The organism is Nostoc sp., from assembly GCF_036917355.1.
In the GTDB taxonomy this organism is placed as follows: domain Bacteria; phylum Cyanobacteriota; class Cyanobacteriia; order Cyanobacteriales; family Nostocaceae; genus Nostoc.
The window spans coordinates 129,814-156,792 of sequence record NZ_JBALDP010000062.1 but is presented as its reverse complement, the minus strand read 5'-3'; the positions used below and the strand labels follow the sequence as shown (position 1 = coordinate 156,792).

Genomic DNA, 26,979 nt, shown 5'->3' with positions numbered 1-26,979 from the left:
GTTGCACATCGTGCTGGGTTGAAAATAAAAATGAATAGTTTTTCTCATAGCTTCTTTGATGTTGTGGGCAACTTTTCTACAGTTGTCGAATTACTGCGCTTAAGAAGCTCTACACAGCCAGATAGAGATGCTTTTACCTTTTTGTTAGATGGAGAAACAGAACAAACAACGCTAACATATCAAGAATTAGATAGGCGATCGCGTCAAATAGCTGCTCAATTACAAGCATTGGGTTTGACTGGGGAACGCGCTTTACTACTTTATCCCGCCGGACTAGATTTTTTGGTTGCCTTTTTTGGTTGTTTATATGCGGGAGTTGTGGCTGTAACTGCCTATCCCCCTAGAAATGAGCGCAACACACCGAGAATAAAAGCTATTTCTATAGATGCACAAGCAGCGATCGCTCTCACTACAACAGATATCCTGCCTACTGTGCGGTCTTTAATGTCACAAAAGACTGATTTAGAATCTTTAATGTGGCTGACTACTGATAATCTTGCAGAGGGAATAGAAGATACTTGGCAAGAACCCTCTATTGATGGAGATACCCTAGCTTTTCTGCAATACACCTCTGGTTCTACAGGGACACCCAAGGGTGTAATGATTAGTCATAGAAACCTACTGCACAATGCTTACACAACTTACCAATTTATGGAGCATTCTCCAGAAAGTAAGTTCGTGACATGGTTGCCGATGTACCACGATATGGGTCTGATTGGGGGAATATTGCAACCTTTGTATGGAGGTTTCCCTTGCATCATTATGCCTCCAACTTCCTTTCTTCAGCGTCCTTATCGTTGGTTGCAGGCTATATCTCGCTACAAAGGGACAACCAGTGGGGGCCCAAATTTTGCATATCAGTTATGTACTCAAAAAATTACTCCTGAACAAAAAGAGACTCTTGATTTGAGTAGTTGGAGTGTGGCATTTAACGGCGCGGAACCGATTCAGTATGATACTTTAGAGCGGTTTGCAGCAGCTTTTGCAGATTGTGGCTTCCGTAAAGAGGCATTCTATCCTTGTTATGGGATGGCTGAAACAACTCTGATGGTTTCTGGCGTGCAGAAGGCAACCTCACCGATTATCAAGACAGTTCAAAAGTCTGCATTAGAATCTAATCGGGTAGTTGAATCATCTGTGAACGATGAGGATGTTTATCGTTTCGTCAGTTGTGGTCGAGTTATACCACAACAGGAAGTAGCGATCGCTAATCCCGAAACCCTCGGTAGTTGTAAACCTGATGAAATCGGGGAAATTTGGGTATCTGGGCCGAGTGTTGGCCAAGGTTATTGGAATCGTCTTCAAGAGACAGCAGAAACTTTTCGTGCTTATCTATCAGATACGGGTGTAGGCCCTTTTCTGCGGACGGGAGATTTAGGTTTTTTACAGAATAACGAGCTTTTCATTACAGGTAGAGCCAAAGATTTAATTATTATTCGGGGTAGAAATCTTTACCCACAAGATATAGAATTAACCGCAGAACGCAGTCATTCAGCTTTAAATTCCGGTGCTAGCGCAGCCTTTACAGTCGAAGTTGACAACGAAGAACGGCTGGTAATTGTCCAAGAATTGAAGTTTCGCGCCAAGCCAAATTTAGAAGAAGTCATATCTGCAATTCGCCAAGCTGTGACTGAAGAACATGAAGTACAAGTTTATGCTGTGGTTTTGATTAAACCAGGTAGCATTCCCAAAACTTCCAGTGGTAAAATTCAACGTCGGGCAACTCGCACCCAGTTTCAGAATGGTCAACTGAATGTAGTTGTCAGTAATATTCTCAAAATTAGCAATATTCTCAGAGAGTCAACTCGATTACAGCGTTCCGAACTTTTGGCGCTTTCTCCAAAGGAATGTCAACAGCTTTTAGAAACATATCTGATTGAACAGGAAGCGAGAGTACTGGCGTTCGCACCCAATGATATCAATCCTGAAGAACCATTAAGCGCTCTGGGGCTTGATTCTTTAAAAGTATTTGAGTTGAAAAACCGGATTGAGGTTGACTTAGAGGTAGAGGTATCGATAGCAGACTTCTTTGCAGGGATGAGTACGCGATCGCTCCTCACCAAGATTCTGGCTCAAATAACAACAGCCGCAATACCATCAATATCCCTTACCCAACTAGAAAAAACTACATCCATTCAGCCTCTATCTTTTGCCCAGCAGGGATTGTGGTTTATTAATCAGCTAAATCCTAATACTTCTACATATAATATTCCTATAGTTATTAGCTTACAAGGTTGCATTAATTTAGTAGCCTTACAAGATAGTCTGAACGAAATTATTCAACGACACGAAGTATTACGCACAAGCTTTACAGTAGTTGATGGACAACCTGTCCAATTTGTAAATCAAGCTGTAACTTTAACTTTGGCGGTTGAAGATTTGCGATCGCTATCAGAAAGCGAATGCACTCAAGAAGCGCAACGTTTGGCTATGGAATTTGTACAGCAGCCATTTGACTTATCCTATCAATCGCTTTTGCGTGCTAAAATTTTATTTTTAAATGAGAAAAGTTATCAATTATTTGTAACATTACATCATATAATTGCAGATGGTTGGTCTATCGGTATTCTGATTAAAGAACTAGCTGCACTATATGAAGCATTTTCTACAGGCAAACTCTCATTACTTCCTGAACTACCTCTTCAGTATAGAGATTTTGTCAATTGGCAACGACAATGGCTTGATACCAAACGCATTCAACCAAAACTTGACTACTGGAAACAAAAATTAAGCGGTGAGCTACCTGTATTAAACTTACCAACGGATCGGGCGCGATCGCCAGTTCAAACCTTCAAAGGCGCTCAAGCCAAATTAGTTCTTTCTCAAACTCTGACAAAAGAGCTAAAGAATTTGAGCCGTCATTTGGGAGTAACTCTGTTTATGACCTTGCTTACAGCCTTCAAAATTTTGCTGTATCGTTACACAGGTCAGACTGATATTGTAGTAGGTTCACCAATCGCCAATCGCAATAGAGCAGAAGTTGAATCATTAATAGGGTTTTTTGTCAATGTTTTGGTGTTGCGTACAGACCTATCTGGCGACCTAAGTTTTCAGGAGTTGTTAGAGCGGGTGAAGTCAACAGCTTTAGAAGCATACATTCATCAAGACTTACCTTTTGAGAAGTTAGTAGAAGAACTACAGCCAAATAGAGACTTGAGTTATAACCCACTGTTTCAGGTGATGTTCGCTCTCCAGAATATGCCAAAACCAAATTTAAGTCTATCGGATGTATCGATTACTTATGAAGAAGGTTACAACGGGACATCTAAGTTTGATTTGACATTGTTTATGGAGGATTCCCAGCAAGGGTTAGTTGCAACTTGCGAGTACAACACGGATTTATTCAATGCAGATACCGTTACTCGGATGCTGGAACACTTCCAGACTTTGCTAGAAAGTGTAGTTAGCGATACCCAACAACGCATTTCAAATTTGCAACTACTAACGCCATCGGAAGTACAGCAGTTATTAGTTGAGTGGAATGATACTAAGACAGACTATCCGCAAGATAAGTGCATCCATGAGTTATTTGAGGCACAGGTAGAAAAAACACCCGATGCGATCGCTCTCATCTTTGAAAATGAACAATTAACCTACCGGGAGTTAAACAACCGAGCGAATAAACTAGGGCATTACTTACAGAAATTAGGGGTGAAGCCAGAAGTAATTGTAGGCGTATGCATGAAGCGCAGTTCAGAAATGCTGATTGCATTGTTGGCTATTTTAAAAGTAGGCGGGGCTTATCTACCACTAGACCCAGCTTATCCCCAGGAACGCTTAACTTTCATGGTAGAAGATAGTCAGTCCAAGGTACTGTTAACTCAAAGCCATCTAGTTGAACTGTTTGCTAAATCGAATGTGCATCTTGTCTGTATCGATAGAGATTCACAATTACTTAGCCAACAGAAGATAGAAAATCTGTTTACTGAAGTAAAATCCAATGACCTAGCTTATGTCATCTATACTTCTGGTTCTACAGGTGTACCAAAAGGTGTTGCTATAGAACACCAAAGTTGTGTTGCTTTATTAACATGGTCAAGAGAGGTTTTTACGGATGATGATCTTGCTGGAGTTTTAGCATCAACCTCTATTTGCTTTGATTTGTCAGTATTTGAATTGTTTGTTCCCCTCAGTTGGGGTGGTAGAGTGATTCTCGTAGAGAATGCTTTGCACTTACCCTCATTGGTTGCGGAGATAAGCTTAGTTAATACAGTTCCAAGCATCATTGCAGAATTGCTGCAAGTAGATGGTTTACCGCCTTCAGTCAGGACAGTTAATCTTGCTGGTGAACCACTGCAAAATCAACTTGTGCAACAGATTTATCAAAATCATCATATTCAGAAAATTTTCAATCTTTACGGCCCCTCTGAAGATACAACCTACTCCACATTTACTCAAATAAATAGAGATAGTAGCGTAACTATTGGTCGTCCCATTGCCAATACACAAATTTATCTGCTTGATACGAAGTTGCAACCAGTACCAATTGGTGTCCCAGGAGAAATTTATATTGGTGGTGCTGGTTTAGCTAGAGGCTATTTAAACCAACCAGAGTTAACAAAGAAACGGTTTATATCTAACCCGCTCAATGATAAACTCGAATCACGGCTATATAAAACTGGAGATTTAGCTTGTTATTTACCAGATGGAAATTTAGAGTATTTGGGGCGCATTGATCATCAGGTTAAGATTAGAGGATTTCGGATTGAGTTAGGTGAAATTGAGAATGCATTGCTCAAACATCCAGCAGTGCGAGAAATTGTAGTTCTGGCGCGAGAAGATAAACCACGTATTCAACAATTGGTGGCTTATATTGTTCTTTTAGCAGACCAAACACCCACAATTAATGAACTGCGAAGCTATCTCAAAGAACTGTTACCTGAATATATGATTCCCGGTGTTTTTATCTTCCTAGACACCTTACCTCTTTTGCCTAACGGAAAAATAGACCGTCGTGCTTTACCTGTACCAGAAAGCTTGCGTCCAACATTAACGACTACCTATGAAGTGCCTCAGTCGAAAACGGAACAGCAGATAGCAAAACTTTGGCAAGACGTACTGCACTTAGATAAAGTGGGTATTCATGATAATTTCTTTGATCTTGGTGGGCATTCACTACTGATGATTCAGCTTAATCATAAACTGCGTTCAATTTTGCAGCGAGACATATCAGTTGTCACCATGTTTCAGAATCCAACTATTTACTCACTGGCGCAATATTTAAGTCAAGAGCAAGAGCTTTCTTTTACAGGAACACGCGATCGCGCTCAAAAGCAAATTGAGGCTATCAACCGCCAAAAGCAATTATTGAGCAAACAAGGTAAAAAGAATTAATTATGAATAATGCTACAAATTCTCATCTTTTAGAAGGTATTGCTGTTATTGGCATGGCTGGGCGCTTTCCTGGTGTAAAAAATGTTTCCAGCTTTTGGCAGAATTTATGTGATGGAGTTGAGTCAATTTCTGCCTTTACAGATGAAGAATTAATTAACTCTGGAGTTTCACCGGAACTCCTCAACGATCCTAATTATTTAAAAGTTGGCGCTATCTTAGAAAATATAGATTTATTTGATGCCTCATTCTTTGGCTTTAATCCGAAAGAGGCGGAAATTACAGATCCGCAGCATCGGTTGTTTTTAGAATGTGCATGGGAAGCATTAGAAAATGCTGGTTATGATTCCCAACGCTCTGAAAGTAGAATTGGTGTTTATGCTGGTGCTAGTTTAAATAATTATCAATCATTTAATTTAAACCGCGACCAAATTGGGGCAGTGAACACCTTCCAAAAAATGATCGGTAACGATAAAGATTTCCTTGCTACTCGCGTTTCCTATAAATTAAATCTCACTGGCCCAAGTCTGACAGTACAAACAGCTTGTTCTACTTCCTTAGTTGCAACTTCTTTAGCTTGTCAAAGCTTATTGAATTATCAATGCGATATGGCTTTAGCTGGTGGAGTATCGATTCGCATTCCTCAAAAAGCAGGGTATTTGCATCAAGAAGGGGGAATTTTATCACCTGACGGTCACTGTCGCGCCTTTGATGCCAAAGCAAAAGGAACGATTATTGGTAATGGTGCTGGAGTAGTGGTTTTAAAGCGATTAGCTGACGCGATCGCTGATGGCGATCGTATCTATGCTGTCATTAAAGGTAGCGCTATCAATAACGATGGTTCTGGTAAAGTTGGTTATACAGCCCCCAGCGTGAACGGACAAGCAGATGTAGTCGCAGAAGCACTGGCTTTAGCTGGGGTGGAACCTGAAACCATTAGCTATATAGAAACTCACGGTTCGGGAACAGTCTTAGGCGATCCCATTGAAATATCTGCTTTAACAAACGTTTTTCGTGAAAGTACCGATAAAAAGGGCTTCTGTGCGATCGGTTCAGTTAAAACAAATATTGGTCATTTAGATGCAGCCGCAGGGGTTACAAGCTTAATTAAGGCAACTTTGGCTCTCAAACATCAGCAAATACCCCCTAGCTTAAACTTTGAAGAACCCAATCCTGAGATTGATTTTGCCAACAGTCCTTTTTACGTCAACACCAAGCTGAGAGAATGGAAAACTACTCATACTCCTCGCCGGGCTGGTGTGAGTTCTTTAGGTATAGGCGGGACTAATGCTCACGTAATTTTGGAAGAAGCCCCGACGCTTCCAGAATCTAGCCCTTCTCGTCCCTGGCAGTTATTAGTACTTTCAGCCAAAACAGACTCAGCATTAAAAAGTGCTACTGTCAATCTGATAGATTACTTAAAACAGCATCCTGATTTAAACCTTGCAGATGTTGCTTACACATTGCAGTGTGGACGACAAGTTTTTGAGCATCGGCAGACAGTTGTTTGTCAAGATACTCAAGATGCGATCGCAGCACTTGAAGATCCAAAACGCTTACTTGCCAGTGTTCAAGAAACTGAAGAACGTCCTCTAGCCTTCATGTTTCCAGGGCTTGGTACTCAATATGTCAACATGGCTCTTGAACTTTACCAAGTTGAACCGACATTCCGGCAACAAATTGACTACTGTTGTGAATTTCTCAAACCGCTTCTTGGTCAAGATTTGCGAGATGTCCTGTATCCCAGTAGAAACAGTGAGAATGACAGCCAGCAAAAACAAAACACTCTTGCTGCTGGGCTAGATTTGCGAAAAATGTTAGGTCGTGGGACGGAACAAGCAGATGTAGCCACTCAAAAACTCAATGAAACTTATCTCACTCAGCCAGCTGTTTTTGTCATCGAGTACGCCTTGGCTCAGTTGTGGATGGAATGGGGAATTCGTCCTACGGGAATGATTGGCTATAGCATTGGTGAATATGTCGCGGCTACGCTAGCAGAAGTGTTGTCTATTGAAGACGCTCTGACTCTTGTTGCTAAAAGAGCGCAAATGATTCAGGAATTACCAAGTGGCGCAATGTTGGCTGTTCCCCTTTCGGAAGAACAGGTGCATCCTCTGTTGAGTGAGAATCTTTCTTTGTCAGCAATCAACGGTTCGCAACAGTGCGTGATTGCTGGAACCATAGACGCTGTGAATGAATTAGAAAGCAAGTTGACTGAAAAGGGATTAGCCTGTCGGCGTTTGCAAACTTCCCATGCCTTTCATTCAAAAATGATGGATGCGATCGCACAACCATTCACCGACTTGGTAAAAACGATCAGCCTCCAGTCACCCAAAATTCCCTATCTATCTAATGTCACAGGAACTTGGATTACAGCAGCCGAAGCTATAGATCCCACATACTGGACAAAGCATCTATGCCAAACCGTGCGTTTTGCAGATGGAGTTCAACAATTGTGGAAAAAACAAAATCCGATTCTGTTAGAGGTGGGATCGGGACAGACACTGAGCAGTTTAGCTTTACAGTGTTTGGATAACACCTCCTCTACAGATCAAGTTGTACTACCCTCGCTCCGGCATTCCTACGAGCGACAGTCAGATTTGGCTTTCTTGCTTAAGACATTAGGTCAGTTGTGGCTCTCAGGAGTCCAGATTGATTGGTCGGGCTTTTATACCAACGAGCGCCGTCATCGCCTTCCCTTGCCAACTTATCCCTTTGAGCGCCAACGTTACTGGATTGAACCACAAAAACCATCACCCTCACCCAGACAGTTCCATCCAAGACCAACAGTATCAGAGCTTTGGAAATCTCTGGTAGAAGTTGCTCAGATGCAAGCGATTCAAGGTAGCTTAGAATTTGACGACCAAACTTATCGAGCCAACGAACAATGGTTAGATCGTTTATGTACTGCTTACATGAGCCTTGCTCTCAAACATATAGGTGCATTTAGCGATTCAGTCAAAAAGTATTCTATTGAGGAATTATTTGAGCAATGTTCCATTATTCCTAAATACCGTGAATTGTTGTGTCGGTGGCTGGAAATACTGGTAGAGGAAGGTCAGTTACAGCAAGAGGAGGGCCTATTTACAAACTTTTTACCATCGTCAACAGACCAGATCGCCACTCTTCTAGAAGAAGTCAGAGTCAGATGGGCAAATACACCTCAAAATATAAACCTGATCCAGCTCTTTGGTGAAAATTTGGTAGCCGTGCTGACTGGTCAAAAAGAACCATTGGAGTTGCATGTTGCTACATTAGTCCAACAAGGAGAAATTTCTCGACAAAACTTGCCCTCTGAGGTTTACTTCAGAGGTATTATGCGGGCAATGGTGGAAAAGCTGGCAATCACTTTACCCGCAGACGTAAACCTCAGAATTTTAGAAATTGGCGGTGGAACTGGGATTGCCACGGCGGAATTACTGCCTGTGTTGTCATCCCAGCAAACAAACTATACTTTTACCGATGTGGGCGGTTTTTTTGTCAAAGAAGCCAAAAATAAGTTTAGTGCGTATCCTTTTGTCGAATATGGCTTACTAGACATCGAGCGATCGCCACAAAAGCAGGGGTACAATAGCCACAGTTTTGACGTAGTAGTAGCTGTCAATGTATTGCACACAATCCGCAACATCAAAGAAACTCTTCAGTATGTTCACTCTTTATTAGCTCCAGGAGGTTTCTTACTGCTCTGGGAGATCACTCAACCCAGACGAGAGTTTGACATGATTGACGGTCTGCTCATGAATCCCATAGAAGATGAAAAAGGCAGCCGCAACATGGGTAATCCATTTTTATCAAAGGAACAGTGGCAGGAAGCACTAAACTCCTATGGTTTTGTTGAGGTGGCGGCTTTGTCTGAATTTAAAGCCTTTGGAGAACATATCTTTGTTGCTCAGGCTTCTTCGTCAGCAGCATTATCAGCACCAGCAGCATTTACAGCTGCTTTAGTCGATCAAAAAGATATTGACAAGATGCCTCAAGTCTTGTCACATAAAAAGCCGGACATTGCCGACTGGTTTTATATTCCCTCCTGGAAACGCTCAGTACTGCCGCAGCCTTTTAAATCAAGAGTCCAGGTAAGTCAGCCGGGGTACTGGTTAGTATTTGTTGATGAGTGCGGCTTAGGTACTCAACTTGTGAAGCGACTTGAACTAGAAGGTCAAAATGTGATTACTGTAAAAGTTGGGGAGCAATTTGGTAGTGAGAGCGAATCTCCTACAGAGGGGCTTTGTCAACACATGTACACGATTAACCCTCGACAACAGGATGACTACAATGCCCTGATCAAAGAGCTTCGCACCCAAGACTTTATACCAGAGACGATTGTTCATTTATGGGGTGTTACACCTTTCGCTCACCATGAATCAAGACTTGAAGGATTTGACGAAACCCAAAATTTGGGATTGTATAGTTTGCTGTTTATAACTCAAGCACTTGGAAAACAGGATTTGACTAATAAGTTTCAAATCACAGTCGTTTCCAACAGTATGCAGTCAGTGACTGGAGAAGAAATTCTTTGCTCGGAGAAGGCGACTGTGCTTGGACCTGTTAAAGTCATTCCGCAAGAATACCCAAACATTCGCTGTCGTAGCATTGATCTTATTATTCCTTCGGAGGGAAGTAGACAAGAGGAAAAACTCACAGACCAACTGTTAACAGAACTCACTACTCCTACTTCTGACGTGATTATTGCCTACCGTGGTCTTCACCGTTGGGTGCAAACATTTGAGCCAGCTAGATTAGGAGAAGCAAAAGAAGGGAAATCACGGTTAAAGGAAGGAGGGGTCTATCTGATTACAGGTGGACTTGGAGGTATTGGTCTTGTACTGGCAGAACATTTGGCGAAAACTGTACGAGCTAAACTACTCCTAACAAAATATTCAGCTTTTCCTGCTAGAGACAACTGGGAAAAGTGGCTAACTACTCACGATGACACCGATAGCGTCAGCCGCCAGATTAGGAAAGTGCAAGAACTTGAAGAACTGGGTGCTGAAGTTTTGGTAGTCAATGCTGACGTAGCTAATCAGCAACAAATGCAAGAAGCGATAGCTCAAGCAGAAGAGAAATTTGGACAACTCAATGGCGTGATCCATGCTGCCACTATCTCTTCAGGAAGTTCATCTCTTATTCTGGAAGATATATGTCAAACTACGTGCAAACAGTACTTTCAGCCCAAAGTACATGGACTCTTAGTATTGGAAAATGTTTTACAGGATAGAGAGCTTGATTTTTGTTTATTGATGTCTTCCTTATCGTCAGTTTTTGGAGGAATAGGAACTGTTGCTTACTCAGCAGCAAATTTCTTCGTTGATGCTTTTGTTCATGAGCATAATCAGACAAATCCTATACCTTGGGTCAGTGCTAACTGGGGTTTCTGGAAAGTTGGACAAGAAGGGCAATTAAGACGAACTTTGGCGGAAAATTGGGGTGAATTAGGTCTTACACCGCAAGAAGGTGTCAATGCCTTTGAACGAATTTTATTCTGGAGTAAATTCAATCAGATATTGGTTTCCCCTGCTACTCTACAAACTACCATTGAAAAATGGGGTAAGCCTAAATCTTTACAAGAAAAAGCAGATTCTCAAAAAGTCAATGTATCTTATCGTCATTCGAGACCGAATTTAAAGAATGCCTATGTTGCTCCTAGTAATGATGTAGAGCGCAAGCTGTCCGATATTTTTCAAGAGTTACTGGGTATCGATCAGGTAGGTATTCATGATAACTACTTTGCTTTAGGGGGAGATTCCCTAACAGGAACTGTACTGATTTCTCAGCTTCGTAAAGATTTTCAGATAGAACTATCTGTTCGTTACCTCTTTGAGGCACCCTCCGTATTTGAATTGGCTGTAGTTATTGAAGAAACTCTCATAGAGGAATTAGAAAGACTATCTGAAGTTTAAGCTAATTTAAATTTGGAAAAGCTTAACTGAAAACCAGGAAAAATATTCGCTTCCAGGATTAATTATGAACATTCAAAAAGTAGGTATTGTTGGTGCAGGGGTGATGGGAATAGGGGTTGCACAAAACCTCGCTCAAACAGGTCATAAAGTAGTTCTTGTAGATATTTCTGAAAATATCCTGGATAAAGCTAAACACGAAATCAGAAATAATATCCGCTTTCAGGGTTTTTTCAAAAAAAGTGACAACACAGAAACTCCAGATAGTATCCTCAGTAAAATAGAGTTTTCGACAAACTATAAAAATTTAGAAAATGCAGATTTTGTCATAGAAAATGTTACCGAAAAATGGGATATTAAAAGAGAGGTCTATCCTCTAATAGATTCTATCTGTCCAGCAGATTGCATATTCGCAGCTAACACATCAGCAATTCCCATTACCCGCATAGCTTCAACCACCAAGCGTGCAGATAAAGTTGTTGGTATCCACTTTATGAATCCCGTACCAATGAAGCCAATGGTGGAGATGATTCGTGGATATCACACCTCTGAAACAACAATTGAGACGGCAAAACAAATGCTGACTCAGATGGGTAAAGAATGCATCATTGTCAATGATTCACCAGGTTTTGTTTCCAACCGCGTGTTGATGTTAACTATTAACGAAGCTGTTTTTCTATTGCAAGACCAAGTTGCTACAGCAGAAGATGTAGACAAAATCTTTAAAGGCTGTTTCGGTCACAAAATGGGGCCTTTAGAAACAGCAGATTTAATTGGGTTAGACACAATTTTATTTTCTATCGAAGTCTTGTACGAAAACTTTAACGATAGCAAATATAGACCATGCACTTTACTCAAAAAAATGGTAGATGCAGGGTTGCATGGTAGAAAAAGTGGTAAAGGATTTTACGTATATCAATAAATAGGAAATATCGAGACTAATGAACGAAATTCAAACTAAAATCAAAACTTTTCTTTCAAAATTTTTTGGCAATCATAATTTACAACCAGATGAAGATATTTTTGCTCTAGGTTTTGTAAATTCTATGTTTGCTATGCAACTGGTTTTATTTGTAGAGCAAGAGTTTCAGATTGCCATTGAGAATGAAGACTTGGAATTTGAAAATTTCCGTACAATCAACTCTCTTGCCAATTTAATTGAACGGAAAACTGCTATTTTCGCGCAGTAATAAAATATAAATTGCCATTTTATATGGCATAAATGGTATTATGAAGCTGGAACTATCTACTCAACAAAAAAACGCTAAAGCTGAATTTAAAGCTTTTGTTAATCAGGATATATGCCCTGATGCTGGCGAATGGGATAGGAAAGAATTTACCCCGCCAGAACTAATTAATAAAATAGCTCAACGTGGTTTTCTCGGTGCTATATTACCCCAAGAATATGGCGGTCAAGGAATGGACATGATTACCTATGGCATTCTCAACGAGGAAATTGGACGGGGATGTTCTTCTATTAGGAGTTTGTTGACAGTTCACAACATGGTTGCTCATGCTTTGTGTAAATGGGGTAATAAATTTCAAAAACAGTATTGGCTTCCTAAACTTGCATCTGGTGAAACTATTGCTGCTTTTGCGTTAAGTGAACCGAATGTAGGTAGCGATGCTAAAAGTGTAGAAACAACAGCAACAATTGCTGGTAATCTTTATATCTTAAATGGGCAAAAAAAATGGATTACCTATGGACAAATAGCAGATGTATTTTTGGTCTTTACTAAATGTGAAGGTAAACCTACTGCTTTTTTAGTTGAAAAAAATAGTCCTGGACTGTCAGTCAAACCAATGTCTGGAATTCTAGGTGTTAGGGCTTCAATGTCAGCAGAATTGCAGTTTAATAATTGTCAAATTCCTGAAGAAAATTTAGTAGGTAAACTGGGTTTTGGATTTTCCTATATTGCTGCTACTGCACTTGATTATGGTAGATATAGTGTGGCTTGGGGTTGTGTAGGTATTGCTCAAGCTTGTTTAGAAGCTTGTATTAAGTACACAAATGAGCGAAAACAGTTTGGCATTTATTTGAAAGAACATCAATTAATCCGCCAAAAGATTACTCAGATGATAACTAACATAAAAGCAGCAAGACTGTTATGTTATCAAGCTGGTTATCTCAAAGACATTAACGACCCTAACTCGATTATGGAGACTTCCATTGCTAAGTATTTTACATCCACAGAAGCTACGAAAATAGCAAATGATGCCGTCCAAATTCATGGTGGAAATGGTTGTAGTAGTGAGTACCCAGTTGAAAGGTATTTGCGAGACTCTAAAATTATGGAAATTATTGAAGGTAGTACTCAAATTCAAGAAATTACTATCGCAGAGTCAGGTTATCAAGATTATCTTTTTGCAACTGTTACTACTGACTTAGAAAATAAATTGGTAGAGAGAGTTTAATATATGATTAGTACTCAAGAAAAAAATATAAATAGTAAACAAAAAGATAAAAAAGTTATTAAATGTGTCGTTTGGGATTTAGATAATACCATCTGGCATGGAATTTTGCTGGAAGATGAAAAAGTTTCTCTACGAGAAAATGTAGCAAATATTATTCATACTTTAGATAATCGTGGTATCCTACAATCTATAGCTAGTAAGAACGAATATACTAAAGCAATTGCTAAATTAGAAGAATTTGGTTTAAAAGAGTATTTTTTATATCCACAAATAAATTGGAATTCTAAGGCTGATTCTCTGAAAGAAATTGCTAATTTACTTAATATTAGTGTGGATGCGATCGCATTTATTGACGATCAACTATTCGAACTAGAAGAAGTAAAATTTACCTTGCCAGAAATTCTCTGTATCAATGCAGATGAAATAGGCAATATTTTAGATATGCCTGTCATGAATCCCCGGTTTATTACGGAAGATTCCCGAATTAGAAGGTTGATGTACATTAGTGATATAGAACGTCAAAATGTAGAGAAAGAATTTGTTGGCACAACAGAAGAATTCTTAGCTACTCTCAAGATGAATTTCACAATATCTTCTGCTAAAGAAGAAGATTTGCAACGTGCAGAAGAATTAACATTACGAACTAACCAATTAAATACAACTGGTTATACCTACTCCTACGACGAACTAAATCATTTTCGCCAATCAGAAAACTATAAATTGCTGATTGCAAGTCTAGAAGACAAGTATGGCAGCTATGGGAAGATAGGGTTAGTTCTGATTGAATGCCAAAGGGAAATCTGGACGATAAAGCTATTGCTCATGTCTTGTCGCGTCATGTCGCGGGGAGTTGGGACAATCATGTTGAATCATATCATGAGTCTGGCTCAAAGCAATCATGTCCGACTTTTAGCAGAGTTTGCCCCCAACAATCGCAATCGAATGATGTATATATCTTATAAATTTTCCGGTTTTAAAGAAATTGATACTCAGGGTAATTTAGTAACTTTTGAAAATGATTTAACGCGGATTCAATCTGTACCAGATTATGTAAAGTTTCAAGTTATTAACTAAATTAATAAGTAATAAAATATTATGGATAAAACAAGAGATGATATTATTAAACGACGCTCTAAACTCTCACCTGAAAAACAAGCAATTTTAGAAAAGCGCTTACGGGGTGAGCATCATCTTAATACTAAACAAATAGCTATTTCTCGCCGTACCCAGCAAAACCTGGTTCCTTTATCCGCAGGTCAGCAGCGACTCTGGTTTGTTCAACAGTTAGAACCCCAAAGTTCTGTTTATAACGAATTTGCGTGTATACATTTACAAGGTATTCTCAATTTAGCCGCTCTAGAGAAGAGTTTTAATGAGATTGTCAAACGCCATGAATCTCTGCGGACTTCCTTTGAAACTTTGGATGAGCAACCAGTTCAAGTGATTCATCACAGCTTGACTCTAGAATTGCCAGTGGTGAACTTGAGCAACCTAACGCAAGCATTGCAAGATGCTGAAGTTGAGCGGCTAACTACTGAAATTACTCAAAAGCCTTTTGATTTAGCATCCACTCCATTGTTGCGAGGAATGTTATTGCAGACAGGCGAACAGGAACATTTGTTTTTGTTAGTCATTCACCACATTGTTTGTGATGGCTGGTCAATACAAGTGCTAAACCAAGAATTAGCAGCACTATACACAGCCTTCTCTGCTGAAAAATCTTCCCCACTTTCAGAACTACCCATTCAATATGCAGACTATTCTCTCTGGCAACATCAATGGTTGCAAGATGAGCGAGAAAAAACTCAACTTTCCTATTGGAAGCAGCAACTGACAAATGCTGTCACTACTTTGGATCTCCCCGCAGACCGTCCACGGCCTCCAGTACAAAGCTTCTCAGGATCGACTAGCTTTTTTCAGCTATCACCGCGCTTGACTGATATGCTGAGGTCTTTAAGCAAGCAACAGGGAGTTACCCTATTTATGACCTTGTTAGCGGCATTTCAAGCACAGTTGTACCGCTATACAAGCCAAGAAGATATCTGCATTGGCTCTCCAATTGCTAACCGCAACCATCCTGATATTGAAGGATTAATCGGTTTTTTTGTCAATATTCTTGTGCTGCGTACCGATCTTTCTGGAAACCCAAGTTTCCTGGAATTACTAAATCGAGTCCGTGCAGTATGTGTAGGAGCTTATGCTCATGCAGAGCTTCCTTTCGAGCGATTAGTCGGGGAACTACACTCTGAGCGCAATCTTAGTCATACCCCCTTGTTTCAAGTCATGTTTGCATTGCAGCAAGATACCAAAAAAGATTTGGTATTACCTGGTCTGACTCTAAAATGGCTGCAAACCGATAGTAAAACTAATAAATTTGACTTAACGCTGCATCTAGTGGATGCAAAGTCAGAACTTTCGGGGTGGTGGGAATACAATAATGACTTGTTTGATGCTGCCACTATTAACCGAATGACCGAGCATTTTACTAATTTACTAGAGGGTATTGTCAGCTATCCAGAAAAACGTTTATCAGATTTGCCACTATTAACAGAATCTGAACGCCAGACTCTGTTAGTTAAGTGGAACGATACGGAAGTTAAGTATCCTCAACAATGCATTCATGAGTTATTTGAAGCACAGGTAGAAAAAACACCCGATGCTGTGGCAGTGGTGTTTGAAGAAGAACAACTTACTTATCAAGAACTCAACAGTAGAGCGAATCAACTAGGGCATTATTTGCAAGACCTGGGAGTAAAACCAGAGGTATTGGTGGGGATTTGTGTAGAGCGCTCGCTCTCTATGGTGATTGGACTATTAGCCATCCTGAAAGCAGGTGGTGGATACATTCCACTAGACCCTAACTATCCCCAAGAACGCTTGGCTTATATGTTAGAAGACTCTCAACCAAGGGTTTTGTTAACACAACAACACTTAGTAGAAAGTTTACCAACTCACAAAGCTAAAGTAGTTTGCATTGATGGCGACTGGAGAGTAATTGCCAATAAAAACACAGAAAATCCTACGTGCAACATTACTTGCGATAACCTTGCTTACGTCATCTATACCTCAGGTTCTACAGGGAAACCAAAAGGGGCGATGAATACTCATCGGGGAATATGCAATCGCTTACTGTGGATGCAGGATGCCTACGGATTAACAACAGCAGATATTGTGTTGCAAAAAACACCTTTCAGTTTCGACGTATCTGTATGGGAATTTTTCTGGCCGTTGTTGACAGGTGCCCGTTTAGTAGTAGCTCAACCAGAAGGGCATCGAGATCCCAACTATTTAGTCAACTTGATTTTACAGCAGCAAATTACAACTTTACATTTTGTACCAGCAATGCTGCAAGTGTTTTTGTCAGCAGAAGGATTAGAAAAATGTCAGTCTCTGGTGCGAGTGTTCGCAAGTGGTGAAGCATTACCTGCTCAACTTCAACAACGCTTTTTTAATCGACTTGATGCCCAACTGCATAATCTTTATGGCCCAACAGAAGCAGCTGTAGATGTAACTTTTTGGGAGTGTAAAGATTGTGTTACCAACCAAAAGATTGTTCCCATCGGTCGTCCAATTGCGAATATTCAAATCTATCTGCTTGATAAATATCTTAACCCTGTTGCTATCGGTGTAACGGGTGAAGTTTATATTGGTGGGGTAGGAATAGGTAGAGGTTACTTAAACCGTCCCGAACTGACAGCAGAAAAATTTATCCCTAACCCTTTCAGCGATGAAGCAGCGCATCTCTATAAAACTGGGGATTTAGCCCGGTATTTAGCAAATGGAGAAATAGAGTATATTGGTCGTATTGATTATCAAGTAAAAATCCGTGGTTTCCGCATTGAATTGGGAGAAATTGAAGCGGCAATCACTCAACATCCTACAGTCCGAGAAACTGTAGTTGTAGTATGCGATGATTCAGCAGATTCTAAACGTTTAGTTGCTTATGTAGTTCTTCAAAAAGAGCAAATACTGACAACTTTTGAACTACGCGACTTTTTGGAGTCAAAGTTGCCAAGCTACATGATACCATCGGCTTTTATCATATTAGAGGCACTCCCACTAACACCTAATGGGAAGGTTGACCGGAAGGCACTACCAATCCCCGAATCAACACAGATATTATCATCGGATATTATTCTTCCTTCTACACCAATTGAGAATTTATTAGCAGGTATTTGGGCAGAAATACTTGGTATTGAAAAAGTAGGTATTGATAATAATTTCTTTGAACTAGGTGGTCATTCCTTAATCGCTACTCGTGTAATTTCCCAAATTCGGCAAGTGTTTCAAGTAGAACTTCCTTTACGTGATTTATTTGAAAAACCAACAATAGCTGGGCTAGCAAAAGAAATTGAAAAAGCGATCGAGGTAGACTCAGGAGATCGGGCAACAAATATTGAACGGATTGCGCGATCGCCAGAATTACCGCTATCATTTGCTCAACAACGGTTATGGTTCCTTGCCCAATTAGAGCCAAATAGTCCCTTCTACAATATTCCTGCTGCTGTTCTCCTAGAGGGACAATTGAATGTAGAGGCATTACAACAAAGCTTTAACGAAATTATCAGCCGCCATGAAGCCCTACGAACCAATTTTCAAACAAGAGAAGGGCAAGCGATCGCTGTTATCTCGGAAGCTGTATCATTAACATTAATAGTATTTGATATTAGCGATTTATCTTTAAACCAACAAGAAGCCGAAGTTAAAAAAGAGGCTTATAAAGAAGCACAGAAACCTTTTGATCTGAAAGACGACTTGCTGCTGAGAGTCAAATTATTACATCTTGGTCAAGAAAAACACATAATATTATTGACAATGCACCACATCGTCTCTGACGGTTGGTCAATAGGTGTATTAGTGCGGGAGTTGGCAACACTTTATCAAGCTTTCTGTGATAGACAACCGTCACCGTTACCTGCACTACCAATACAATATGTAGACTTTGCGGCTTGGCAACGACAATGGCTGCAAGGAGAAGTACTAAAAACTCAAATATCTTATTGGCTCAAGCAGTTAGAGAATGCACCAAAAGTATTAGAGTTACCCACTGATTATCCCAGACCAGCAATTCAGACTTTCCGAGGTTCAACCTACTCATTCAAGCTATCTGATAAACTCTCTTTTGCCTTAAATAAATTAAGCCAGCAACAGGGAAGTACTTTATTTATGACGCTGTTAGCAGCTTTCAAAACATTGCTATGGCGTTACACAGGTAGTGAAGATATTGTGGTCGGTTCGCCCATCGCTAACCGCAATCGAGCAGAGATAGAAGGGTTAATTGGTTTTTTTGTCAACACTTTAGTCCTACGGACTAACTTAGTAGGAAATCCCTGCTTTGAAGAGTTACTCAAGCGGGTGCGGAAAGTAGCTTTAGAAGCTTATGCACATCAAGATTTACCCTTTGAGTTGTTAGTTGAAGAACTGCAACCAGAGCGAGACTTAAGTCATACACCACTATTTCAAGTGATGTTTGTGCTTCAGAATGCGCCGATGTCTGCCTTAGAGTTACCTGGTTTGACTTTAAGCCCCTTAGAAAGCAATAGTAATAGTGCCAAGTTGGATTTAACCCTATATATGACTGAAACAGCCGATGGGTTAATTGGTAATTTAGAATACAATACTGATTTATTTGAGGAAAGTTCCATACAAAGAATGGCGGCGCATTTACAAATGTTGCTTGAAGGAATTGTTGCTAATCCACAGCAGTGTTTGTCAGAGTTACCATTGTTAACAGAATCTGAGCGATGCCAATTAATGCTTGAGTGGAATGATACGGAAGTTAAGTATCCTCAACAATGCATTCATGAGTTATTTGAAGCGCAGGTAGAAAAAACACCCGATGCTGTGGCAGTGGTGTTTGAAGAAGAACAACTTACTTATCAAGAACTCAACAGTAGAGCGAATCAACTAGGGCATTATTTGCAAGACCTGGGAGTAAAACCAGAGGTATTGGTGGGGATTTGTGTAGAGCGCTCGCTCTCTATGGTGATTGGACTATTAGCCATCCTGAAAGCAGGTGGTGGATACATTCCACTAGACCCTAACTATCCCCAAGAACGCTTGGCTTATATGTTAGAAGACTCTCAACCAAGGGTTTTGTTAACACAACAACACTTAGTAGAAAGTTTACCAACTCACAAAGCTAAAGTAGTTTGCATTGATGGCGACTGGAGAGTAATTGCCAATAAAAACACAGAAAATCCTACGTGCAACATTACTTGCGATAACCTTGCTTACGTCATCTATACCTCAGGTTCTACAGGGAAACCAAAAGGGGCGATGAATACTCATCGGGGAATATGCAATCGCTTACTGTGGATGCAGGATGCCTACGGATTAACAACAGCAGATATTGTGTTGCAAAAAACACCTTTCAGTTTCGACGTATCTGTATGGGAATTTTTCTGGCCGTTGTTGACAGGTGCCCGTTTAGTAGTAGCTCAACCAGAAGGGCATCGAGATCCCAACTATTTAGTCAACTTGATTTTACAGCAGCAAATTACAACTTTACATTTTGTACCAGCAATGCTGCAAGTGTTTTTGTCAGCAGAAGGATTAGAAAAATGTCAGTCTCTGGTGCGAGTGTTCGCAAGTGGTGAAGCATTACCTGCTCAACTTCAACAACGCTTTTTTAATCGACTTGATGCCCAACTGCATAATCTTTATGGCCCAACAGAAGCAGCTGTAGATGTAACTTTTTGGGAGTGTAAAGATTGTGTTACCAACCAAAAGATTGTTCCCATCGGTCGTCCAATTGCGAATATTCAAATCTATCTGCTTGATAAATATCTTAACCCTGTTGCTATCGGTGTAACGGGTGAAGTTTATATTGGTGGGGTAGGAATAGGTAGAGGTTACTTAAACCGTCCCGAACTGACAGCAGAAAAATTTATCCCTAACCCTTTCAGCGATGAAGCAGCGCATCTCTATAAAACTGGGGATTTAGCCCGGTATTTAGCAAATGGAGAAATAGAGTATATTGGTCGTATTGATTATCAAGTAAAAATCCGTGGTTTCCGCATTGAATTGGGAGAAATTGAAGCGGCAATCACTCAACATCCTACAGTCCGAGAAACTGTAGTTGTAGTATGCGATGATTCAGCAGATTCTAAACGTTTAGTTGCTTATGTAGTTCTTCAAAAAGAGCAAATACTGACAACTTTTGAACTACGCGACTTTTTGGAGTCAAAGTTGCCAAGCTACATGATACCATCGGCTTTTATCATATTAGAGGCACTCCCACTAACACCTAATGGGAAGGTTGACCGGAAGGCGCTACCTGCACTTGATACACTACCTTCAGAATTTGAAGAAACCTTTGTTGCACCTCAGACAGCAATCGAAAAACAGTTGGCTATTATCTGGATGGAAGTACTTGGCTTAGAAAAGTTAGGAGTAAACGACAACTTTTTTGAATTGGGTGGACATTCACTCTTCGCAACCCAAGTTATATCCCGCATAAATAAAAGCTTTGAAATTGAGTTACCATTGCGCCGGCTTTTTGAATTACCAACAGTAACAAAAATAGCTCAAATTATCGAGGATAAACAGTTAATTACTCAGTCAATCCCACCATTTGAACGAGTTTCACGAGAGATAGAATTACCCTTATCTTTTGCCCAAAAAAGATTATGGTTTTTAGACCAATTGGCAAGTGAAACTTCTACATATAATATGTCATCTGCGGTTTACCTAAATGGACATTTAGACATACATATTTTAGAGCAAAGTTTCAAAGAGCTTTTGCGGCGTCAAGAACTATTACGTACTACTTTTGGGAAATTCAATGGAGTTTCCGTACAAATAATTACTCCATCGGTTTCTATTTGTTTGCCAATAATCGATTTAAATGAAATTTCCGAAGAAAAACAGTTCTTTAAGGTGCAGCAGTCAATTCTGGAAGAAGCTCAACGACCTTTTGACTTAGCTAAGGGCCCATTACTGCGGGTTAGCTTATTACGCTTGGGTGAAGAATCTTATGTATTGCTGTTGGTAATGCATCATATTATTTCTGATGGTTGGTCAATTGGTATACTTATTCGAGAATTTTCTGCACTTTATGCAGCTTTTCTCAAAGGAGAACCTTCACCTTTACCAGAATTGCCGATTCAATATGCAGATTTCGCCTATTGGCAAAATCAGTGGTTGCAAGGAGAAGTGATGGAGAAAAACCTATCTTATTGGAAACAGCAACTTGCAAACTTACCTGTGCTGGAATTGCCTACCGACTATCCCCGTCCTGAAATCCAAACTTTTCGCGGTAGTAGGCAAAATCTAGAATTGCCAAAAGAACTTTGTGAAGAAATTAAAGCATTAAGTGGTAGGGAAGGAGTCACTCTATTTATGACTCTAGTAGCAGCATTTAAGACTTTGATGCATTACTGCACAAATCAGGATGATATTGTTGTAGGTACTGATGTTGCTAACCGTAATTTTCCAGAAATAGAGAATATTATTGGTTTTTTTGTTAATCAGCTAGTATTACGTACTTACCTTGGTGGCGATCCAACTTTTCAAGAATTATTGAAACGTGTTCATGAGGTGACATTGGCTGCCTATGAACATCAGGATATGCCATTTGACCAATTGGTATTAGCCTTAAAAACAGAACGAGATTTAAGCCGTACACCTTTGTTTCAATCCAAGTTTGTTTTACAAAATTTCCCAACCTTCCCACTGGAACTAGAAGGTTTGAAGTTGAAAATTATCGAAGATATTGACAATGGTACAGCTAAATTTGATTTACTATTGACTATGTGGGAAAGCAAACAAGGGTTGAGTGGTAGTTTGGAATATAGCACAGACTTATTTAATGCTGCTGCGATCGCTAAATTTATTACAGATTATGAAATTATTTTGCGTGCCGTTGTTGCTCAACCTAATATTAAATTTACAGCCATAAAAGAAATACTGCTAACAGCAGACAAACAAAGACAAGATGCAAAGCAGCAGGAATTTAAACAAGCCCGCCGCCAAAAATTTAAAGCATTTAAGTCTCAGCCAAAAGCTACAGTAATTAACTTATCTCAACAAGAATTAATTACAGAGTCTTTTCTACAATTTGAAGGTAATCTACCTTTGGTGATTACGCCTAAATTCAGCGATTTGAATTTACCAATTTGGGCTGAGAACAATCAACAATTTATTATTAATAATTTGTTTAAATATGGAGGAATTTTATTTAGGGGCTTTGCTATTAATCAAAAAGAAGATTTTGAGCAATTCGTTAGTGCCGTATGTCCTCAATTAATGCCTTACATAGAATCTTCCACACCTCGTACTAAATTAAGCGAAAAAGTTTATACATCTACTGAATTCCCAGCCGATCAAACCATTGCTTTACATAATGAATCATCATATTCCAGTACCTATCCAATGAAGATATGGTTTTGCTGTATTGAACCTGCAAACCAAGGAGGAGAAACTCCGATTGCTAATGTGAGAAAAGTATTTCAACGTATTCATCCTCAGATTAGAGAACGCTTTCAAGAAAAAGGCTGGATGTTAGTTCGCAACTATGGTAATGGATTTGGTTTACCTTGGCAAAAAGCTTTTCACACAGCAGATAAAGCTGTGATGGAAGATTATTGTCGTAATGCTTGCATTCAGGTTGAGTGGAAAGATAGTAACCGTTTAAGAACTCGTCAAGTTCGTCCAGCCATAGCACAACATCCAAAAACTGGTGAAATGGTTTGGTTTAATCATGTTGTTTTTTGGCATGTGTCAAGTTTACAAACACAATTTCGAGAAAAATTTCTCAGCGAGTTTACAGAAGAAGATTTACCATACAACACTTTTTATGGTGATGGTTCTTCTATTGAAGACTCAGTTATTGCAGAAATTCGTGAAGCTTATCGACAAGAAATGATTATTTATCCTTGGGAAAAAGGGGATATATTAATGCTAGATAATATGTTGACCGCTCACGGACGTAATCCCTATTCTGGTTCCAGAAAAATTTTAACTGCGATGGGTGAGCCTTTTCAGCATCATTTTTAAATAATAATTCAGTTATCAAACGCATACACTAGGCATCATGATTAATTAGTCACTACAACTTTTTCAATCCAGATATTATGAATAATAAATCAATTTACGGTTTTCAACTTTCGCCACAACAAAAACATTCATGGCTACTACAACAAAATAACCATAGCCGTGCCTATCGTTCATTTAGTACGGTGGAAATTACAGGAGATTTAAATATCGAAGCATTGAAAATTGCCGTAAAAAGTGTTGTCAACAGACATCAAATTCTTAGTACCAGTTTTCGTTGCTTACCAGGAATGAATATTCCAATACAAGTAATTGAAAATGGTGGCAATTTCTTAATAGAAGAACATGACTTCAGAACGATGGAATCTGAAGAAAAAAATAATGCTGTTGAATTACTTATTGAATCTGGTAAACAGCAAATTTTTGACTTGGAAAAATCATCTTCATTAAAGATATCTCTAGCTACTCTTTCAGCATTTAAAAATATATTGCTGTTAAACTTACCTGTTCTATACGCAGATGCAATCTCACTTAATAATTTAGTCGCAGAAATAAGTCGTGCCTACACTGGGCATTTGCATGATGATGAACCAGTGCAATACATTGTCTTTTCAGATTGGCAAAATGAATTATTAGAATCAGAAGAAGCAGAAATTGGTAGAGAATATTGGCGACAAAAAGATATCACCCATATTTTCAACTTGAAACTGCCAAATGAAAAGTTATTATCTAAAGAAACTGAATTTCAACCTCAAATTTTTACTCAGACAATTTCATCTAAATTAACAGCACAAATAACCGCGATCGCTGAAAAGTTTAATACTACTGAATCAACAGTATTCCTAACATGTTGGCAAATACTACTATGGCGTTTAACCAATGTATCAAATATAGTTATTGGAACTAGTTGCGATGGAAGATCGGAAGAAGAACTTCAAGAAATGATAGGACTACTTGCCAAATATGTACCAGTGGATTGTCATCTCGAAGGTAGCTTAAAGTTTAGCGAAGTTATAAAACAAATTGCTTTTACTCAAAATCAAGCATCTGAATGGCAAGATTGTTTTAATTGGGAACTAGTTTCAGGATTAAAGAAAGTTACCAATTATGTACCTTTTTTCCCCTTCTGTTTCGACTTTATAGACAAAACTTCTAACTTATTGACTCCAAATGCAATTACATTTTCTCTATCAAAGCAATATGTTTGTTTCGATAAGTTCAAAGTAAAATTATCATTTATACGTATAGAAAACTCTCTTCATACTGAATGGCACTACGATACAGAATTATTTTTAACACAAGATATCGAACGTTTAGCAGGGCAATTTTTTACTCTCTTAGAAAGTGCAATTAATCATCCATACTCATTCGTAAGTGAATTAGACATACTCAGCAGTATCGAAAGACAACAACTGTTAATTGAATCTAATAATACACAATCTGTTTTTCCAATAGATAAATGTTTTCATCAACTTTTTGCAGAACAAGTAGAACGCACGCCAGAAAACATTGCTATTATTTACCAAAATCAGCAATTTACCTACCAAGAATTAAACACTTGTGCCAACCAACTAGCTAATTACCTACAACAATTAGGTGTAAAACCAGATGTCATGGTAGGGCTTTGTGTTGAGCGATCGCCTTTAATGTTGATTGCAGTTTTAGGCATTTTAAAAGCAGGTGGTGCTTATGTACCGATTGACCCTAACTATCCCTTAGAAAGAAAAACTTTTATACTAAACGATTCTCAAATGCCAGTGCTGCTGACTCAACAGCATCTATTGGCAGATTTAGCCACAAATGAAATTAAAGTAATTTGTATAGATAATGATTGGGAAACTATAAACCAACAAAAAAATGAAAATCCAATTACTACAACAACCGCATTAAATTTAGCTTATGTTATTTACACCTCTGGTTCCACTGGTAAACCAAAAGGAACTCTAATCCCCCATCAAGGATTAGTTAACTACTTAAGTTGGGCTACTCAAAGATATGCAGTAGAACAAGGAGTAGGAAGTTTAGTCCACTCGCCTCTAGGTTTTGACTTAACAATTACCAGTCTTTTTTCACCTTTATTAGTTGGTCGTACAGTAGAACTACTATCAGAAGAACAAGGTATTGAAACCCTTTCTGAAGCTTTAAAGAAAAGCTCAAATTTAAGTTTGGTGAAGATTACCCCCGCTCACTTAGATTTACTTAAGCAACAGTTATCCAAAGAAGAGATCGCTAATAAAACGAGAGCTTTTATTATTGGTGGCGAAAACTTATTAGCTGAAAGCATCACCTTTTGGCAAGATGTAGCTCCAGAAACCATATTAGTAAATGAATACGGCCCCACAGAGACAGTTGTAGGCTGTTGTGTTTATCAAGTTCCAGTCGGGAAACATTCTACAGGTTCCATACCTATTGGAAAGGCGATCGCTAATACTCAGTTGTACATTTTAGACCAATATTTGCAATCAGTACCAATGGGAGTACCGGGTGAATTGCACATTGGCGGACTTGGATTAGCTAGAGGTTATTTAAATCAACCTGAATTAACAGCACTGAAATTTATCCCCAATCCCTTTAGTAAACAAGAAGGCGATCGCCTTTACAAAACAGGTGATTTAGTTCGCTTTTTACAAAGTGGCGATATTGAGTATATCGGTCGCATTGATAACCAGGTTAAAATACGTGGTTTCCGTATTGAATTAGGAGAAATTGAAGCGACTATTAATCAACATCCATCAATATCGACAAGTGTAGTTATCCTTCGGGAGGATAAATCTGGAAATCAAAACTTAATAGCTTATACAACTCTCCACCCAAATAAAACATTAACAATTCCTGAACTGCGCCGCTTCTTGAAGAATAAATTGCTTGACCAGATGCTACCAAATGCCTTTATGATATTAGAAGCGTTACCATTAACATCTAATGGTAAAGTAGACCGTCAAGCATTGCCGATGCCCGATGTTCTGCGCCCAGAATTAGAAGTTGCTTATGTAGTACCGCAAACTGAGGTGGAAAAGATAATAGCCTCTGTTTGGCAGAAAGCTTTGAATCTTCAAAAGATAGGTATTCACGATAATTTCTTTGAAATTGGCGGTCATTCATTACTTTTAGTCAGAGTTCACAGCCAATTGCAGGAAATATTAAAAGCCGAACTATCAACCCTTGATTTGTTTAGGTATCCCACCATCAGTTCGTTAGCAGAGTTTTTAAATTCATCTCCAAATATCACAGAGTTTTTCCAGGATAATGATACTCAAGCAGAGAAAATATCATCTGGTAAAGTGCAACAAAAAAAACGGCTTCAAAAAATGAAATCAGTTGAAAATAATTAAGGAATTAACAA

General features: G+C 39.1%; 8 protein-coding genes. All 8 read left to right on the top strand.

The annotated features are described in order from the left end of the window. Positions 1-30: 30 nt before the first annotated feature. The 8 genes from V7K53_RS19050 to V7K53_RS19015 all read left to right on the top strand — a co-directional run bounded on the left by V7K53_RS19050 (position 31) and on the right by V7K53_RS19015 (position 26,968). Positions 31-5,334, top strand: coding sequence for an amino acid adenylation domain-containing protein (locus V7K53_RS19050; RefSeq protein WP_335199029.1), 5,304 nt, complete (start codon positions 31-33; stop codon positions 5,332-5,334). Positions 5,335-5,336: 2 nt separating this feature from the next. Continuing rightward, the gene (locus tag V7K53_RS19045) at positions 5,337-11,228 is read left to right on the top strand and encodes an SDR family oxidoreductase (protein WP_335199028.1); all 5,892 of its coding nucleotides are present in this window, start codon (positions 5,337-5,339) and stop codon (positions 11,226-11,228) included. A 64-nt stretch (positions 11,229-11,292) separates the two neighbouring features. After that, positions 11,293-12,147 carry a 3-hydroxyacyl-CoA dehydrogenase family protein gene (locus tag V7K53_RS19040; RefSeq protein WP_335199027.1) on the top strand — a complete coding sequence of 285 codons (855 nt, stop codon included), beginning with the start codon at positions 11,293-11,295 and terminating at the stop codon, positions 12,145-12,147. 19 nt (positions 12,148-12,166) lie between these two features. Continuing rightward, positions 12,167-12,415 (top strand): acyl carrier protein, encoded by a 249-nt coding sequence (locus V7K53_RS19035; RefSeq protein ID WP_335199026.1) that lies wholly within the window; start codon positions 12,167-12,169, stop codon positions 12,413-12,415. Between the two features lie 40 nt (positions 12,416-12,455). After that, on the top strand, positions 12,456-13,640 hold the full coding sequence (locus tag V7K53_RS19030) for an acyl-CoA dehydrogenase family protein (protein WP_335199025.1): 1,185 nt from the start codon (positions 12,456-12,458) through the stop codon (positions 13,638-13,640). A 3-nt stretch (positions 13,641-13,643) separates the two neighbouring features. Next, positions 13,644-14,714 (top strand): HAD-IIIC family phosphatase, encoded by a 1,071-nt coding sequence (locus V7K53_RS19025; protein ID WP_335199023.1) that lies wholly within the window; start codon positions 13,644-13,646, stop codon positions 14,712-14,714. 21 nt (positions 14,715-14,735) lie between these two features. Next, on the top strand, positions 14,736-23,639 hold the full coding sequence (locus V7K53_RS19020; protein WP_335199022.1) for an amino acid adenylation domain-containing protein: 8,904 nt from the start codon (positions 14,736-14,738) through the stop codon (positions 23,637-23,639). Between the two features lie 77 nt (positions 23,640-23,716). Next, positions 23,717-26,968 (top strand): non-ribosomal peptide synthetase, encoded by a 3,252-nt coding sequence (locus V7K53_RS19015; RefSeq protein ID WP_335199021.1) that lies wholly within the window; start codon positions 23,717-23,719, stop codon positions 26,966-26,968. The last annotated feature ends 11 nt before the right edge of the window (positions 26,969-26,979 follow it).